General features: G+C 67.0%; 17 protein-coding genes. 8 read left to right on the plus strand and 9 right to left on the minus strand.

The genetic code is table 11. The annotated features are described in order from the left end of the window. Nucleotides 1–20 precede the first annotated feature (20 nt). The 3 genes from ACILR9_RS24395 to ACILR9_RS24405 form a co-directional block, all read right to left on the minus strand. Nucleotides 21–1,247 (minus strand): ABC transporter substrate-binding protein, encoded by a 1,227-nt coding sequence (locus ACILR9_RS24395; RefSeq protein ID WP_395712570.1) that lies wholly within the window; start codon nt 1,245–1,247, stop codon nt 21–23. 115 nt (nt 1,248–1,362) lie between these two features. After that, nucleotides 1,363–1,785 (minus strand): cupin domain-containing protein, encoded by a 423-nt coding sequence (locus tag ACILR9_RS24400; protein WP_395712571.1) that lies wholly within the window; start codon nt 1,783–1,785, stop codon nt 1,363–1,365. Between the two features lie 74 nt (nt 1,786–1,859). After that, the gene (locus ACILR9_RS24405; RefSeq protein ID WP_395712572.1) at nt 1,860–2,636 is read right to left on the minus strand and encodes a short-chain dehydrogenase/reductase; all 777 of its coding nucleotides are present in this window, start codon (nt 2,634–2,636) and stop codon (nt 1,860–1,862) included. A 357-nt stretch (nt 2,637–2,993) separates the two neighbouring features. Between ACILR9_RS24405 and ACILR9_RS24410 the strand changes: the two genes are divergently transcribed. After that, entirely contained in the window at nt 2,994–3,665 is a 672-nt protein-coding gene (locus tag ACILR9_RS24410; protein ID WP_395712573.1) for a hemolysin III family protein, read from the plus strand. Nucleotides 3,666–3,877: 212 nt separating this feature from the next. On the opposite strand, the gene ACILR9_RS24415 is transcribed toward ACILR9_RS24410, so the two are convergent. Continuing rightward, on the minus strand, nt 3,878–4,213 hold the full coding sequence (locus ACILR9_RS24415; RefSeq protein WP_395712574.1) for a hypothetical protein: 336 nt from the start codon (nt 4,211–4,213) through the stop codon (nt 3,878–3,880). A gap of 13 nt (nt 4,214–4,226) precedes the next feature. Further along, the gene (locus ACILR9_RS24420) at nt 4,227–4,784 is read right to left on the minus strand and encodes a VOC family protein (protein WP_395712575.1); all 558 of its coding nucleotides are present in this window, start codon (nt 4,782–4,784) and stop codon (nt 4,227–4,229) included. Between the two features lie 137 nt (nt 4,785–4,921). Here ACILR9_RS24420 and ACILR9_RS24425 point away from each other — a divergent pair, with 137 nt between their 5' ends. Both ACILR9_RS24425 and ACILR9_RS24430 read left to right on the plus strand, forming a co-directional pair. Beyond that, the gene (locus ACILR9_RS24425) at nt 4,922–5,725 is read left to right on the plus strand and encodes a class I SAM-dependent methyltransferase (RefSeq protein ID WP_395712576.1); all 804 of its coding nucleotides are present in this window, start codon (nt 4,922–4,924) and stop codon (nt 5,723–5,725) included. A 28-nt stretch (nt 5,726–5,753) separates the two neighbouring features. After that, entirely contained in the window at nt 5,754–6,119 is a 366-nt protein-coding gene (locus ACILR9_RS24430) for a hypothetical protein (protein ID WP_395712577.1), read from the plus strand. A 96-nt stretch (nt 6,120–6,215) separates the two neighbouring features. On the opposite strand, the gene ACILR9_RS24435 is transcribed toward ACILR9_RS24430, so the two are convergent. Together ACILR9_RS24435 and ACILR9_RS24440 are read right to left on the minus strand one after the other, a co-directional pair. Continuing rightward, on the minus strand, nt 6,216–6,650 hold the full coding sequence (locus tag ACILR9_RS24435) for a hypothetical protein (RefSeq protein WP_395712578.1): 435 nt from the start codon (nt 6,648–6,650) through the stop codon (nt 6,216–6,218). A 155-nt stretch (nt 6,651–6,805) separates the two neighbouring features. Next, entirely contained in the window at nt 6,806–7,513 is a 708-nt protein-coding gene (locus tag ACILR9_RS24440; protein WP_395712579.1) for a hypothetical protein, read from the minus strand. 201 nt (nt 7,514–7,714) lie between these two features. Here ACILR9_RS24440 and ACILR9_RS24445 point away from each other — a divergent pair, with 201 nt between their 5' ends. The 5 genes from ACILR9_RS24445 (at nt 7,715) to ACILR9_RS24465 (ending at nt 13,339) form a co-directional block, all read left to right on the plus strand. Beyond that, nucleotides 7,715–9,541, plus strand: a complete 1,827-nt coding sequence (locus ACILR9_RS24445; protein WP_395712580.1) for a hypothetical protein — start codon at nt 7,715–7,717, stop codon at nt 9,539–9,541. Nucleotides 9,542–9,732: 191 nt separating this feature from the next. Further along, nucleotides 9,733–10,944 (plus strand): ABC transporter permease, encoded by a 1,212-nt coding sequence (locus ACILR9_RS24450; protein WP_395712581.1) that lies wholly within the window; start codon nt 9,733–9,735, stop codon nt 10,942–10,944. Between the two features lie 4 nt (nt 10,945–10,948). Beyond that, nucleotides 10,949–11,617, plus strand: coding sequence for an ABC transporter ATP-binding protein (locus ACILR9_RS24455; protein WP_395712582.1), 669 nt, complete (start codon nt 10,949–10,951; stop codon nt 11,615–11,617). Next, complete coding sequence (locus ACILR9_RS24460; RefSeq protein ID WP_395712583.1) at nt 11,614–12,507, plus strand: hypothetical protein; 894 nt, start codon at nt 11,614–11,616, stop codon at nt 12,505–12,507. The genes ACILR9_RS24455 and ACILR9_RS24460 overlap by 4 nt, the downstream gene beginning before the upstream one ends. Before the next feature lie 460 nt (nt 12,508–12,967). Then, complete coding sequence (locus ACILR9_RS24465) at nt 12,968–13,339, plus strand: hypothetical protein (protein ID WP_395712584.1); 372 nt, start codon at nt 12,968–12,970, stop codon at nt 13,337–13,339. A gap of 246 nt (nt 13,340–13,585) precedes the next feature. Here the strand turns inward: ACILR9_RS24465 and ACILR9_RS24470 are convergent, their stop codons facing one another. Continuing rightward, entirely contained in the window at nt 13,586–14,452 is an 867-nt protein-coding gene (locus ACILR9_RS24470) for a TauD/TfdA dioxygenase family protein (protein ID WP_395712585.1), read from the minus strand. 59 nt (nt 14,453–14,511) lie between these two features. After that, nucleotides 14,512–16,818 (minus strand): hypothetical protein, encoded by a 2,307-nt coding sequence (locus tag ACILR9_RS24475; protein WP_395712586.1) that lies wholly within the window; start codon nt 16,816–16,818, stop codon nt 14,512–14,514. Nucleotides 16,819–16,859 lie beyond the last annotated feature (41 nt).

The raw sequence follows: 16,859 nt of genomic DNA on the forward strand, positions 1-16,859 counted from the left end.
CAGCTTCGCTGGGGAGGAAATCAATCCTTGAACGTCATGGTGTTGCACGTCGGCGTCGTGCTCTCGCCCGGGAAGGTGGCGATCACCTGCGGGATCGGCGTGTCGAAGCCCGCCTTCCTGACCACCTCGACCATGAAGCCCTGCTGCACGCCCTGGTGATCGCACTTGCGGATATGCACCTTGCCCTTGACGCTCTCGATCTCGATGTCCTCGAGGGCGGGCCGGAGCTTGGCGGCCTCGATGCCGCCCGCCTTGGTGATGCCGGCCTCGAACACCTTCATGCACTGCCACTGCTCGCCCTCGAACGTGTCGGGATAGGTGCCATGCTCCTTCTTCCACAGGGCGACGAACTCGTTGTTCAGCGGGTGATCGTAGGTGAAGCTGTAGCGCGAGGAGCCGATCAGGCCGAGCGAGGCATCGCCGACCGCGCGGATGCTGGCGAGGTCGACGATCTCGGTCAGCAGCTTGACCCGCTCGGGCAGGCGATATTGCTGGGCCTGGGACAGGAACGCGTTGTTGTCGTCGCCCTGCAGCACCAGGAAGACGGCGTCGGCGCCGGACTGGCGGATCTTGGTGATGTAGGATGAATAATCCTTGGTCCCGGTCGGCGCGAAGACCTTGCCGATGAACTCCTTCTTGGACTTGAGCACCTCCTGCTCGAAGACCTGCACGCTGTTGTGCCCCCAGGCGTAGTCGAGCCCGAGCGCATAGAATTTGCTCATCTTGCCGCCGCGCAGGTAGAGCGACACGGCGCGCGTGCCCATCGGGCCCGAGATGTTGGCGCGGAAGAAATTCGGCACCAGGCTCTCGGCGGTCAGCCGGCCGTCGCCGTTATCCGAGGAAATGAAGATCGAGTCCCATTCGGCGAGCTTGGGCACCACCGCCAGGGCCTCCGACGAGAGCGTGATGCCGGTGAGCAGGCGGCAGTCCCGCCGCTCGACCATTTCCTGCGCCTTGCGCACGCAGTTGGCGGGATTGCCGGCGGTGTCCTCGATCAGGAGCTCGATCGGCCGCCCCAGGATGCCGCCCTTGGCGTTCTGCAACTTGGCGTAAAGCTCGGCGCCGCGCTTCTGCTGCTGGCCCACCGAGCCCAGCGCGCCGGTCAGCGCCAGCGGCATGCCGATCTTGATCGGCCCGCCCTGCGCGCGAACCGGAAGCCGCAGGACGGCGGGCGAGGCGATTGTCGCGGCGCCGGCGAGGCCGACCGTGAGCAGGGCCCTGCGCGAGGGCCGACGATATCCGGACATGTGCTTCCTCCGCCCTGGCGGTGCGATGGATCGCCCGCCTGTTGTTGTTCTCGATCGCTCGCCGCGGCATGGGCGGCCCCAGGGGCTGCCTGCGTTGCACCGCTGCGATGAATGGCTATTCCGCGGCCGCGGCCTCAGCCGGCGGCGCCTCGACAATCCGGGTCTTGAAATTCGCCGGCGAGACGATCTCGAGCACCTCGAAATCCTCGGAGCAGGCGATCTCGCGATGCGGGATGCCCGGGATCTGATTGATGCAATCGCCCTTGCGGATCGTCCGCTGGCCGTGGCCGGCATACTCGAACGTGGCCCAGCCGTTCATGACGAAGACCATCTGGAAGGTGCAATCATGGACGTGCCACTGCTGGACCTCGTCCTTGGCCTTGTTGCCGTTGTGGCGGATGAGGTGGACCACGTAGTCGCCCCTGGTCGCTTGCTTGATGCCGAGGTCGCGATACTCGAATATCTCGCGCAGGCCCGGCGTCCACGTGGCGGCGGTCGCGAGGTCGTGGTTGAACGTCCAGTCCTTGACGTTGGACATGATTTCCTCCCGTGCGAATCGCACGCGATGATAGTCATCTTTGCTGACTGCAGTCATCTCGTGAAATGAAGCAGTTACAGGACCCCGGCATAGTGCGCCGCTCCGCCGTCGATCGTGACGACCGTTCCGGCGATATGCGATGCCCGATCGGAGGCCAGGAAGGTGACGAGATCGGCGCACTGCTCGGGCGTGCCGACCGGCGGGTTGACCGGGATCAGCTCCTCCCAGCGTGAGGCATCGCCGAGCTTGGTCGCTGCGCTTGCGCGCAGCATGGTCTCCATGCGCTCGGTGCGAATGAGGCCGGGATTGCAGGCGACGATGCGGATGCGATCGACCAGGCTGGTGCCGCCCATGCCGCGGGTGAAGGCCATCAGCGAGGCGTTGCCCGCGCTGCCGGCGATGTAGCCCCAGGTCGGCCGCTCGCCGGCGGCGCCGAGCACGTTGACGATGACGCCGCCGCCGCGCGCCTTCATGGCGGGGTACACCGCGCGGCAGAGATTGATGTAGCCGAACACCTTGAGGTTCCACGCGTCGCGCCACCGCGCCTCGTCGATCGTCTGCAGGTCGCCGGCCGGAATGGCGCCGGCATTGTTCACCAGGATGTCGATGTCGTTGCAGGCTGCGGCCAGCGCGCGCGCGGTGTCGCCGTTGCTGAGATCGCAGGGATGGATGGTCACCGAAACATTGTGCCGTGCCTGGATCGATTCGCGGGCGCGCTCCAGATCGACCTTCGTCCGGGAAGCGAGATGCAGATGGCAGCCTTCCTCCGCCAGCTGCCCGGCGCACGCCAGGCCAATTCCCTTGGAGGCGCCGGTGACGAGGGCGGTCTTGCCGTGCAGATTGAGATTCATGCCAACCTTCTCGAGTGCTGTCCTGGAAACGTATCAGCGATCCGGGAACGCGTATATCTGCCCACCGTCCTCTTCTGGGCCGTGGGCGATGGCGCTCATCGCCGAGAGCGCGCCACTCTGTGGCGCTCTTCTCATTCTCCTCCTCAACGAAGTTGGGGAGGTGTCCGCGTAATCGCGGACGGAGGGGTCATGAGTCGCGCGAGGGGGCCTATGACCCCTCCGCCCCGTATGACGGGGCACCTTGACCCCATACCCACATCGGTTCGACGGGAGAACGTCGGATGCTCTGTCCGCGCTGCCAGGCCGCGATCGCGGCGGGCAGCGACAAACCCTGTCGCCGACGGGGCGGGCATGCCAATGTGGCGGCCGATGTCGCCGGACGGAACAGCGAGGATTGCCAGCACGCGCGAGCGCGCCGCCGATGCCGTGGTCCATGTGCTGGGCCTGGGGCTCGGCGTGCCGGCGGCCGTGACCGTCGTGGTGCTCGCCGCCGTCCTCGGCTCGGCGAACGACGTGGTGACGGCCGCGATCTACGCCGCCGGCATGGTCGCCATGTTCGGCTGCTCGGCCGCCTACAACATGCTGCACGAGCATCGCTGGCGCGGTTGGCTGCAGCGCTTCGACCACGCCGCGATCTTCGCCATGATCGCCGGCACCTACACGCCCTTCACGCGCCTGCTGGAACCCGGCTGGGCGATCGGTCTCACCGCCTCGGTGTGGGGCGTCGCGGGCGCCGGCATCGCCGGCAAGCTGTGGCGCCCGCTGGGCAATGGTGCGCTCGTGCGCGCGCTGTCGGTGGTCCTCTATCTCGCGCTGGGCTGGATCGGCCTGATCGCGATCCAGCCCTTCGTGACGTCGCTTGCCTGGCCGACCCTCCTGCTGATCGGCATCGGCGGCGTGATCTACTCGGCCGGCGTCGTGTTCCATCTCTGGAACCGGCTGGCCTACCAGAACGCCATCTGGCACGGCTTCGTGCTGACCGCAGCCTCAGTCCACTACGCCGCCGTGCTGACGACCCTCGTGGGCTGACAAGGCTTGGGGTTGATGGCGGTTTGCTGTCAGGGACGGGCTGGCGCTGCATCGGTGATGCCGACTGGCTTCATGCGGCCGTCACGAGACGACGGCGGTCAGCAAAGTTGTCGTCCCGAGCGCAGCGAGGGACCTTCAAGGTAGACAGGGTCTTTGTCACGCAGACCGCCTGCTAGTAATCGGAATCCGAAGCACCTATTTCGTCACAGGCCCTAACGGCCGGCGCCGCTCATTGGTGCGGATTCGCTCGGCAGCATTCGACGCGAGACGAAGCAGACGGCCGACACGGCAAACCAGATCAGGGCGGCGACGATCCTCACCGTCGCCCCGCCCGGCCTGTCCTCGAACGAGGCAAACACGATGCCCAGCACGCCGAAGATGGCGCCCGCGAAGATCAGCAGCGTCAGCTGCTTGCGATAGGCCGCGATGTACTTCGCCCGATCGCCGGCGAACTTCTTGTGCACGTAGCCGCGGCGAATGCGTCTCACCTCGAATGGCGTGAGAACGCAGACGACAAGCGCGCAGATAATCGCGATCAGCTCTAGCATCGGGACCTCGGTCTCAGCGATGCGGACGGATGTCGTTGTTGACCGTGCGATCGCCGGACGACCAGCGGCGCAGGGTCTCGTGCGCCGTGGCGCGCTGATGCGCGGCGATCTTGTCCGCGTCGGGTGCGTCGGCGGTGAACTCGACGATCAGGCCGTCCGGATCCTGGACGTAGATCGACGTGCAGTAGCCATGATCGACCTGACGCACGGGCTTTCCGGCGTCCGTGAGCCGCTGCTTGATCTCTTTCTGCGCGGCGTCGCTGACGGCAAGCGCGATGTGGACGAAAGAGGGCTGCTGCTGTGCCTTGAAGGCCGCCGCGGCCTCGGGATCGGGGAACTCGAAGAAGGCGAGCGCACCGCCGTCGCCGATGCCGTAGAAGGTGTGGCTGTAGGCGAGGCGCTTGCCCGGGAATTGCGGGAACTCGGCCTCCTCGACCCAGGTCGCCAGCAGCGGCAGCCCGATGACGTCCTCGTAGAACTGGCGCGTCCGTTCCTGGTTGGAGCAGACATAGGCGTTGTGATGCAGGCGCTGCGGCAGCTCGCTCAGGATGCGATTGGATTGGTCGGTCATGTCCGTCTCCTCCTGGTCTGGCGTTGGCGGCAGGGGGCGCCGGCCCGGATCGATCACCTCGTCTTGCCGCAGTCTAGCCCCGGCACGGTCCCGCCGGTAAGGTCCTCGAAGAGGAATGCGCCAGGGAGACGCTCGACGTGGCTTCGACCTTCATCGCCCACGGGGCGGCCGGGTACGATCACTACATGGGTCGCTGGAGTCGCCGGCTGGCACCGCTGTTTCTCGATTTTGCCGGCGCTGCCGCCGGCGAGCGGGTGGTCGACGTCGGCTGCGGCACCGGCAGCCTCAGCTTGGCGCTGGTCGAGCGCTCGGCAGTCACGGCGGTCGAGGCCATCGACTTCGAGGCCGATTTTGTCGCCGCCCTGCAGGCGAGAATCGGCACACACCCGATCACGGCGCGCCAGGGCGATGCCTGCAGCCTGCCCTTTGCCGATGCCTCCTTCGACCGCGCCCTCTCGCTCCTGGTGCTGCATTTCGTGTCGGATGCCCAGCAGGCGGCGCACGAGATGCGCCGCGTCGTCCGGCCGGGGGGAATCGTTGCCGTCTCGGTCTGGGACACATATGGCGGCATGCCGAGCCAACGGATCTTCTGGGATACGGTGACGGCGATCGAGCCATCGGCTGACGGGCGCCGTGCGGCGGCGATGTTCCGGCCGGCGACCCAGCCGGGCGATTTGCCTGCCCTGCTGAGCCGCGCCGGTTTGACCGATGCTCGCGAGACCCTGCTGACCATCCGCATGGAGTTCGCCGACTTCGAGGATTACTGGCAGCCGCTGCTGACAGCGCAGGGCAATCTGGGGCAGTTCGTCGAGGGCCTCGCGGCACCGATCCGCGCGCGCGTGACCGAGGCGGTGCGCGCCGCCTATCTCAGCGGCAGGCCCGATGGACCGCGCAGCTTCGCGAGCGTCGCCTGGGCGGCGCGCGGGGTGGTGCCGGGTTAGGCCGGGCGAAGCGCACGGCGGGCATCCCATGGCGACCGATCGATCGAGCGATGACCTGGAAGGGATGCGGCGCCGGGCGGCCGAGTTGCAGGCGGCCGCCGAAGCCGAGGCGCGGCGCTACGATCGCGAAACCTGGATGCGTTGGCTCGGGGTCATCTTCCCGATCCCGTTCATCGTCGTGCTGCTGCGGCTCCATCTCGACGCCTGGACCTACTACGTGACCGGCGGCCTTCTCATTGTGTCCGCGATGGTGCTGTTCGAGCTCGACACGGCGGCACGTGACCGCAGCAATGCCGCGGAGCAGGCGGCGGAGGCGGCGCGGCGCGACTACGAGGCGGCGCTGGCCGCCCGCCTTCCCCGGACCGCGGGCGTCTCGCCCGCTCAGGATTCATGAGCATGAGAAGAACGGGCGAGACGCCCGCGGTCCAGCATGCGGGCGAGGACGCCTGCGGTCCGGGAGAGCTTGAGCTCTACCACCTCGAGCATCGTTCTAGCCGCGCGGCGGCGGAAGAAGAGGCGCCCAGAATTTGGGCTGGAGCTCGACGTACTCGATCCACGCGCCGGTCTCGGCCTGGCCCTCGTCGAGATGGCCGACATCGCTCACCCAGTAGCCGAAGGTGCGGCGATTGGCGTCGAACTTCCAGACGCCGATCACGATCTCGCGGGCGACGTTGCCGTTGAGGCCGGGGCAGAACAGCAGCACCGGCTGCGCGTCCTTGGGCGCGCTGCTTATCGGCTGCCAGCCCGCCAGGACGCCGCGTAGCTGCTCGATCTCCGCCGCCGCCCGCCAGCGCAAATCGTGGCCGATCTGCTTCAGCTCCTCGTCAGTCGGCCCGTCGGGCCGGCGCTTCAGGCTGTGCGAGTCGCGACACTCGGCGCGCAGAGCCTCGACGATGTCGGCGAGCGTCTCCTTGGCATCCGTCATGTCGGCAACCTCGATCGTCGTTCAGGCCATGGCGCAGGCCGCTTCCTAATGCATTACGGCGCGGCTGCACAGGGGGCATGGTCTTCTGGACGGCGGGCGTCTCGCCCGCCGTCCAGAAGACCATGCCCCCTGTGCCGGGGAGAAGCACGGGAATGCTAACTGCGTTTCGTCGCGCGATTGCGTGGCGGCGCCCGATCCTCGGCTGCGGCGGGCGGCCATTGCCGCGACGGGCCGAGCAGCGTGTCGCTTGCCTGCTGGACCTTGCCGGCGAGCCATGTCGAGCCGCCCCGGTCGGGATGGACCAGGCCAAGAAGGCGCTTGCGGGCGGCACGGATCGCCTGGTCGTCGGCGCCGGGCTCGAGGCCCAGCACCTCGAGCGCCTCATCGTTCGACATTGCCTCGCCGCGGCGCTGGTCGGTCAGGGCCAACTTGCCGTTCAGCGCCACCGGCGAGGTCATTGGCGAGGATCGGGCGACGTAGGCCTCGAGGATCGCCGCCGCCCGGCGCACCGTTTCCGGATCGGCCGGGTCGAGGTCGCGAACCTCCATGTCGACAGGCGGCCGCCGCCGACGAAGCAGCATCAAGTAGGCCATGCGCGCCGGCATCATGATGAACCGCCACCGCCAGATCGTGGCCACGATCAGGAGAGCGGAGCCGTCGAGCATGGCGAGCGACCATTGCTCGGTGACGAGCGCATAGATCAGGATGCCGACCCCGACAATCACCAGGAGCAGCAGCATCCAGTGCCCGGTGCGCAGCATGGTCTTGGGATCGCTGTGCACGAACCAGTCGAGAAACTTGGCAAGCGCCGCCAGCACGGACAGGCCGAGAACGATGGCACTGATCACGACCATGTAGTCCATCACCACGCTCCCGCGACGGTCCTGCCGATCGGCGACGTTGGCCGCAACACTACTCCAGTCGCGGCAGGATGCCAGTAGCGGACGAAATCGGCATCCTTCGAAATCCAGACCTGCGCGCCTGCACGTTGCTTGGCGTTTGCATCGCCGCGGCGCGTGTCTACTATTACCGGCTAACGACACGAAACCAATGGGGAGGTCGAGATGGCGAGGCGCAAGAAGACGGCAACCAAGAGCCCTCAGCGCGGAGGCCTCGGCGTCAAGTCCGGTTCCTCGGGAGGGAAGGTGCCGGCTCCGCGCGCTACGGCCGATGCCTATGCCCGGCGGCGCGCCGAGGTCGACGAGCAGGATCACAAGGAATTCCAGACCTACCTGGCGGACAAGAAAGAAGCCGACGACCGCAAGGCCAAGGCCGTCGCGGTTGCCGAGCCGCCCAAGCGCGGCGGCATCAGCCGGCGCACCATGTTCAACGTCGCGGTCGGCACTGCCGCCGTCGCCGAGGCGGGCGTCATCGGCTACAACGTCCTGGGCAGCGGCTCTGTCTCGGATCACGGCGTGCGCCACGCCGGCGCCAACTACACCGAGGCGCAGCGCCACAACATCACGCGCGAGGTGGTCGACACGCGGGCCGATTTGCGTGGCCAGAGCCTCGGCAACTGGGTTGCCCTGCTGCCGACCAAGATGGGCGGCGGCACCTACGCCATCGATCTCAACTCCAACCGCGTGATGGCCTCTATCTGGTACTGGAACTACGGCGACTACAATCCGATCAGCCACCATCTGTGCGCCTTTCCCAGCGCCGATCCGCAACACGGCTTCGAGTTCGTCAACAGCACGCAGGGCGGCCAGAACTCGCTGATCTATGGCATGAACACGGCGGTCACTGCCGAAACGGCGCCGGGCGGCACCAACATCTACCGCGTGCGCTTCGACGGCACGCAGATGCAGCTGATCGAGAACGTGTCGGAGACCACCGGGCTGGGCCTCGGCGTGCACGTCACGGTCAACCCCAAGGATGCGCAATCCTACTTCGTGACCGATGGCCAGAAGGACATCGCCGCCTGCTTCGATCGCACGACCTCCAAGGTCAAGGCGGCGCTGCGCTTCGACTGGGAGCCCAACGTGCGCGATCTCCGTGTCGCCTGGACCCAGGGCGGCACGATGACCATCAAGAAAATCTACCCCGATCCGCGCACCGGCCTCTACGACTACCGGGGCACCAAGGGTAACAAGATCGACTGGGAAATGGTGCCGATGGGCGAGCTGTTCGTCGAGGAGGGGTCGCTGCCGGGCGAGGACCCGCTGGCGCTGACCGGCGCCGACGGCACGATCTGGCATCCTGAAGGCCGCTGGGCTGCGACCGTGGTGCGGCTGTGCGGCGGCATCTGCATCCTCGATCCGGAGAAGAACTTCGATCCGGTGGCGTTCCTGCAGTTCAACAAGGATTCGCCGGGCCAGTACAAGGTCGAGCAGGTCGACAAGGACACCTGGAAGGTGGTGTTCGACAGGATCCATTCGCCGGGCCACGAGATCGGCTTCTCGCCCGACGGCCGGTTTCTCGTGATGATGAACAATCTGCGCGAGAACAATTGCTCGATCTTTTCCTGCACCGATCCCGATCCGCGCAATTGGCGCAAGATCGCCCATGTCGAGGATCCGCTGTGGCGCGGCAAGTATCCCAACCCGTTCCATATGGTGTTCTCGCTCGACAGCTCGAAGCTCTATCTGTCGATCCTGCATCCCTCGCCGGCATTCAGCGGCCTCATGGTGGTCGACACCAAGACCTGGACGATCGCCAAGGAAATCCAGGGCATCGGCCCCGACCTGCAGACTCCCGCGCTGACCTACGACGGCAAGTACGTGCTGACGCCGTTCAGCGGCTTCCAGCGCCAGTCGAGCGGCATTGCCGTGGTCGACACCGCGACCGACACGCTGATCGGCATCCTGCCGAGCAACGGCGGCCACCACGACTGCGTCATCATCCCGACCAAGCTCGAGCACATGAAGCACACGCGTTCGTGCACGCTGTGAGCGGACGGGCGCGTGTTCTTTCGCCTCCCCCGTCCTACGGGGGAGGTGGCCCGGAGGGCCGGAGGGGGAGGGCCTCCCGCGAGGTGTATGAAGTTCCGACGTCGGAATACCTGAGATTTCGGCTGAGGCCCGCCCCCTCCGCCCCGTATGACGGGGCACCTCCGCCGTAGGACGGGGGAGGCAATGATCACATGCGCTGGCTGCTCGCGAACCTCGCCCTTCAGAATCTCGGCCGGCGCAAGGCGCGTACGCTGCTGCTGATCGCCGCCGTCGCGGTCGGCAGCGGCGCGCTGTTCGCCGGTGCGACCCTGATGAGCAGCATCGAGCGCAGCATGGCGGTTGGCTTCACGCGCATGGGCGCCGACCTGATGGTGGTGCCCGACGGCGCGCTCACCAACATCACGGCGGCGCTGCTCACCGTCGAGCCGACCGACCTCGTGCTAGAGGCCGACCTCCTGGACAAGGCCCGGCTCGCCAGCGTCGGCCGCAGCGCGCCGCAGAAGATCGCCAGGGTCGAGCATTCGGGCATCGGCAGCCATCACGATTCGGTCGACCTGATCGGCTTCGATCCGGCGCGCGACTTCACCATCCAGCCGTGGCTGGTCGAGAAGCTGAACCGGCCCCTGCAGCCTGGCGACGTCATCCTGGGCGCCGGCCGCGACGCACCGCTCGGCGCGCAGCTCCTGATCTTCGGCAAGCCGCACATCGTCTATGGCCGGCTCGGTCGCACCGGCGTCGGCACGCACGAGCGCGGCGTGTTCATGGCGTCGACGACCCTCGAGGCACTGGCCGGCGCGATCCAGGGCCACGGCAAGCCATTGCCCGTGCTGCAGCCCGGCAAGGTCACCGGCTTCCTGATCGAGCTGGCGCCCAGCGCCACGTCGCTGCAGGCGCGCTTCGCCATCCTGTCGACCGTGCAAGGCGTCAAGGTGGTGAACGGCGACACGACGCTGAGCGGCATCCGCCAGGGCCTGACCTCGCTGCTCGACGGCATCCTGGTGCTGATGATCGTCATGCTGGCCAGCACGGTGCTGATGGTGAGCGTGCTGTTCTCGGCCATCGTCACCGAGCGGCGCGGCGAGCTCGGGCTGCTGAAGGCGATCGGCGCCCGCCGGTCGCAGGTGCTGGGCATGATGGTGGTCGAGGCCATGCTGGCGACCGGCATCGGCGGGGCGCTGGGCGTGGCGCTGGGATTGCTGGTCATGCGGCTCTACGAGCGCTCGCTGGTCTACAATCTCGAGCGCCTCGGCGTGCCCTTCCTGTGGGACGATCTCGCCAGGACAGTGGCCTTTGCTACCGGCGCGATCGTTCTGTCGGTGCTGATCGGCGCCCTGGCCGTGCTCTATCCGGCGTGGCGCGCCAGCCGGCGCGATGCCTATGACCTCGTGCGCAGCGAGGCCTGAGGCGATGCTCGCCTGCCGGCAGCTCAGCAAGACCTATCGCACCGGGCGCGGCGACGTGGCGGCGGTGGTCGATCTGGACCTCGAGGTCGAGGCGGGGCGCTATGCCGCCGTCATCGGCCGCTCGGGCTCGGGCAAGTCCTCGCTGATGGCCATGATCGGCGGCCTGAGCCGGCCGAGCGCCGGCACGGTGACGATCGACGGCACCGACATCTGGGGCCTGGGCGACGATGCCCTGGCGCGTTTCCGCAACGGCCGCATCGGCTTCGTCTTCCAGTTCGCGAGCCTGCTGCCGACCTTGCGGCTGGTCGACAACGTCGCCCTGCCGGCGATGCTGGGCGGCGTGCGCGACAGCGCCGGGACCTACGACAAGGCCTCGGCCCTGCTGGCCCGCATGGGCCTCGGCGATTATCTCGACGCCTATCCGTCGGAGATCTCGGCCGGCGAGCAGCGCCGCGCCGCCATCGCCCGCGCGTTGATCAACGATCCGGCATTGCTGCTCGCCGACGAGCCGACCTCCGATCTCGACGAGCAGACCGAGATCGAGATCATGGACGAGCTTCTGGGCGTCAACCGCGAGCTCGGCACGACCCTGATCCTGGTCACCCACAATCTCGCTTTGGCCGAGCAGGCCGAGCAGATCGTGCATATCGCCAACGGCGCGCTGGTCGCATGAAGGACAAGCGTCCCGACCCGCGCAGGCTTTCGTCGGAGCAGAAGGACGCGCTGATCCGCGACTTGCAGCGCCAGGTCGCGGCCGGCCAATCGGAGCTGCGCCTGCTGCGCCGCCGGCTCGGGCAGGCGCCGCAGCAGTCGCCGTCCGCCGCAGCGCCCGATCGCACCGCCTCCGAGCGTGCCCCCTCTGACCGTACACTGTTCGACAAGCTCGCAGCCGCCGCGCCGCGCCCCTCGACGGCGCCGCCGGCCGGCGTGGCCGTGAAGCTCGGCCGCCATCTCGGCCTGTGGCGCTCGCCGGTGGTCATGGGGGTCGTCGGCGTGGTGCTGGCCGCCTTCGCGATCGATGGCGGCATCGGCATCTGGCAGGACCAGGCGCTGCGCCGCTACAAGCAGGCCCGCCTGCTCCTGGAGCACCAGGCGCTGACCTCGCTCTATGTCGAGCTGAAGCGCATCGTGCAGGAAGCCGATGGCAAGTCCTATCGCATGACCCTGGCGATGCAGAACATCGATGCGGCGGCGCCGCTCTACGTGATGCTGAACGCGGTCGGCATCTACGTGCAGTCGGGCCTGGTCTGGCAGCAGGTGCCGTCCAACCCGGTCGACGGCGCCGGCCGCGGCGTCGTCAAGCTCGTCGACGGCTACACCTACGACGTCACGTTCACGCCCGAGGTAGCCAACTGGGCCGAGCTCATTCCCGGCTACATGCACGTGCGCATCCAGACCGACATGCTGATCAGCCGTCAGGCCCAGCCCGGCAACGACATCGTCGAGCGCCGCACGCCGTTCTACGTCTACCTGAAGCCGCACGGTGCCAACGATGCCGACATCAAGTCGCGCTCGAAGATGTCCGGCACGCCGCCGGTCTTCATCCCGATGCCGCCGCATTAGATTGCTGGTCATGCTCTTCCGCACCGCGAGCGTCTTGCTCGCTCATGAGCATGAGCGAGCGAGACGCTCGCGGTCCGGGAGAGCATGACGCGTGACGAGGAAATCCGGGCACTTCCTTCAAGCTCTATCGCCAGGCAACCAACAAGCTCGCCGGCATCAGCGATGAAGCTGCGGCATTCCTCGACAGGTTCTTCCGACGCCCGAAGCACAGTTGGCCCGACGCTTGGAGCATGATTGCTTCAAGTGGAAACCTCACCCCTGAGGAGCCACGCGTAGCGTGGCGTCTCGATTCGGGCGAAGTAACCTTCGCCCTTTGGAGGGCGACGGACATTCTTTATCCGACCCTTCGAGACGCGGCCTGCGGCCGCTCCGGTAGTGGTACAGTTTGAAAATCGGCCGGATTCCTTGACGCGCGGTTGAAGAAAGTGAATCCGCAAAACTGCAACCAAGGGAGGCGACCATGAGGCGGGGACTGTTTCTTGCGACATTGATCGGGCTGGCGGGTGCTTCTCATATCTCCAGCGCGGCAGACGCGTCGTGGGTTGCCGTTCCCGAGCACAAGCACCTCTCGCAAAATTGCGGCCTTAGCCGTGCCCCGTGGTCGGTCGACCTCAAAGGGAACACGCTCACGTTTTCGACCCAAGCGGGGCTGAAGTATTCGCTCACCGTCGATTTGAAGGCGTTGCAGCCCGATGGTTCTGGAAAGGTTGTCGGCAAGAACCACAAGGACAGAGAGTTCTATGTAACGTTCGAACCGGGCAGCGGAGCCCGCATATTCTATCTGACCGAATCCGATGGCGTTTGCCGGATTGCTTTTACGCCCAAGACATAGTTGTGGCTCGCCCCTACTGGGCGGCTTCCCAGTCTTCCAGCACCTTTGAGCGTTGTCCTCCACCTGGCCGGTGAGGATATCCCCGATGAGCTTGCCTAGCTCGACAGGGTCGCGGGGCCGCTTGAGACGCTTGGTTGCTATGGGGAAAGATGGCACGGGCCGGCCGAGTGTCAAAGGCGGCCGATCGGCCCGGAACGGCAAACTGTACCACTACCCTCTGCTGCTTCAAGCAAAGAAGGTCACGCTCTAGTTCGGCAGCGCCGCCTCGGCGACCGGGTCGCCGGCGATGCGGCTGTGCCACATGATGCGGCGCTGCTTCATGTCCCACGGCGTCGCCTGGTGCATCAGGCAGCGATTGTCCCACAGCACGGCGTCGCCCGGCACCCAGTCGTGGTGATAGACTCGCGGCTTCTGGCAGGTGAAGTCGACCAGCTCCTGCAGCAGACGATCCGACTCCTCCTGGGCGAGGCCCGGGATGTTGTGGGCGTGTCGGCCGATCAGCAGCGACTTGCGGCCGGTCTCGGGATGGGTCTTGACCAGGGGCCGCAGCGGCACCGGGCCGTCGTGGAAGCCGTAGCCGTTGTATTGGCCGTCGGCCTTGCTGGCGAAGTGCCCCATCTTGGCCTGGCTGTAATGCAGCGAGTGATAGGCGGCGAGGCCCTCGATCCTGGCCCGCATGCTCTCGTCGAGGGCATCGTAGGCGGCGCGCAGGTCGGCAAACCCGGTATGGCCGCCGACGGTCGGCACTTCCTCGGCGCTGAACACGGCCCCCTTGGCCTGCACCGGCATGTAGGTGCTGTCGCAGTGCCAGCCCATGTTGCCCTTCAGCACCTTCATCCGGTCGTCGTTGTCCTCCTCGCGACGCAGGGTGCCGTCTTCCTTGACGTTGCTGAGCGCCGTCATCTCGAACTCGAGCGGACCGAAGCGCTTGGCGAAGGCGATCTGCTCGTCGCGCTTCAGGAACTGGCCGGGAAAGATCAGCAGGGCATGCTCGAGCCACGCATCGTAGAGCGCCCGGAACTCGATCTCATCAAGGGTCCGGACGTCGAGGTTACGGACGACGGCGCCAAAGGTGGTGGCGTCGAGCGGTTCGAATTCCAGCGTGCGCGCCATGCCGATCCTCCCGGGATTTTGCACTTGGCGCAAATTCTAACGAACTTCAGGCCGGCCCCTCAAGTGACCCGGCCGCGCTTCTCCGGAATGGCAGCGATGAGTGCGGCCCGGATCGGCGCCGCTTCGGCCGCCGGCACCTGGCGGATGCGGAGCGTGCGCTCGACGAACCGGTCCTCCTCGCCCTCGACCACGAGGTCGAGGAAGCGGGTCGTGCCAGGCGTCACGGCGCGGCGGTTCCGGCCGCTCGCCGCATCGGACTTCTTGCTCAGAAGCGCCTGGATGGTGCGCACCGTGCGCACGCCCACGTGGTCGGCCGGCTGGTTGTCGATCTGCACGGCATAGACGCCGTCCGGATCCACCCCCTCGATGCTGAGCGGCTGGCGGCGGCAGACGCTCAGCCGGAGGGTGGCTTCGCCGGTCGCCGCATCGTGGCGGGCGTCGAGCACGACCAGCCCCTTGTTGCTCGGCTGACGCACCAGCACCGCCTCGACGGTGCGCGGCTCGAAGCGCAGCGTGAGGGTGGCGCCGGGCGCCAGCGGCGGGATGGTGACGAAGCGGCCGTCGACGACATGGATCAGCTCGGTGTTCCCCAGCCACACGCTGCCGAACGGCAGCCGCTGCTCGATCATCATGGCCTCGATGCGCCGGTCGGTCGGGTTGGCGATCGTCACCGTGCGCCCCTCGTCGGCGATCTCGAAGCCCAGCGCCTCGTAGTCGGCCATGCGCTGGTAGAGCTCGGCCTGGGTGGCGATCCAGTAATTGCTGCGCTCGGCGAGATTGATGCAGTAGCGCACGTAGTCGAGCGTGCCCTTGCCGCCATTGACCGATGGGTCGCGCGCCAGCTCGGGATGGTACTGGAAGCTGTAGACGCCGTTCTCCAGCCGATCTTCGGCGCCGGGCCGGCGCGAATTGCGGCCGGCGAAGATGGTCTCGACCAGCTCGTAGGCCGCATCGTACTCGTGCGTGCGGTCCCAGCCGCGCAGCGTGCGCCATTCCTTGGTCGTCGTGACGACGGGGCGGAAGGGGAACCAGATGCCCGAGGTGGCGATGGTGCGCCGCACGTCGGTCACGTAGGTCAGCGGCTTGCCGCCGATCGTGCCGCCGACCATGACGTTGGGATCGCGCACGCCGTACTCGATCATGTGGTAGTAGCAGAAGGTGCACAGGCCGAGGATTTGCTTGTCCTGTGCGTACAGGTAATCCATCGCATCGATCGTCTCGGGATGCATGTGGCCGCCGGCGTGGCGGCCGCAGGTGCAGATGCGGATGCCGAGATTGCGCCCGGCATTGGCGACGTGCTCGAAGAGGCCTTTGCCGAAGATCGCCGTCGGCGGATCGCCGATCGAGCTGTCGTTGTGCAGTGCTGGCTCGATGAAGCTGTGCTGCGTGGTGCGCGCCACCCAGTCGCGCGCCATCGCCTCGTCGATGTTGGTCGAGAAGGCCGGATCCTCGATGTCGTAGCTCGCCGGGATCAGATTCTGGATCTGGTAGTCGAGGAAGGTGTAGTCGCGCATGCCGTGGACGTCATGACGGAACGACAGCACGCCGTCGTAGGTCGCGAACGAGCGCAGCCGGGTCTGCCACAGCGAATAGAGGCCGACCTCCAGCATCAGGCGGCGCAGGAAGAACAGCAGCGTGTCGCCCCAATGCGTGGGGTTGGCCCAGTGGCGCACCGCCTCGACATTGAGATGGGCCTGCATCATGCCGCCGATCAGCTCCATCACCTGGTTGGCGATGGTGACGGTGCGGTCTGTGAGCACGATGCCCGGGCCGAGCGAGGTGACCGTGGCGGTGGTGGCGTCGCTGAGATCGCCCTCGAGCGCGACCAGGTCGGCGAGCACGCGGCTCTCCGGCAACGGCTCGAGTTGCTGAAAGGGATGGCCTTTGTAGCCGCTGACATAGAGCTCTTCCCAGGCGTCTCCGGCGAACGGCGACCCTGGTCGCCAGCGCCAGCCGCTATAGCCCTGCACCGCCGCCAGGGCGCTCGACCTGAGGCCGAGCAGGTGCGGCGGCAGGTTGGTCTTGCCGGTGACGAACAGGCGGCCGTTGCCGCGCGCCAGCCAGCGCTCGATTCGCGCGATGGTCTCGGATGCAAGATGCGCGGCATTGGCGATGAACAGCAGGCGACAGCGCGCGAGCGCCGTCTCGCCGAGCTCGGCCTCCTCGACCAGCCGGTGCTTGAGGTTGCAGCGCGCCAGCAGCAGCCCGGCCGCGTTCGGCGCCAGGTAGGCGTACTCGCCCTTCACCCAGGTGCGCGGCAGCCCCCAGGCGTCGGTGAAGGTGTAGGTCTCGCCCCGCGCCGCGGCCTCGGCGGCGTAGGCGTCACGGCTGCGCTGACTGAACAGGACGATGATATCGGTAGGCATGGCTCTTCTTCTCCTCCCCAGCAAAAGCTGGGGAGGAAACG

This window comes from Reyranella sp., from assembly GCF_044224635.1.
Taxonomy (GTDB): Bacteria; Pseudomonadota; Alphaproteobacteria; order Reyranellales; family Reyranellaceae; genus Reyranella.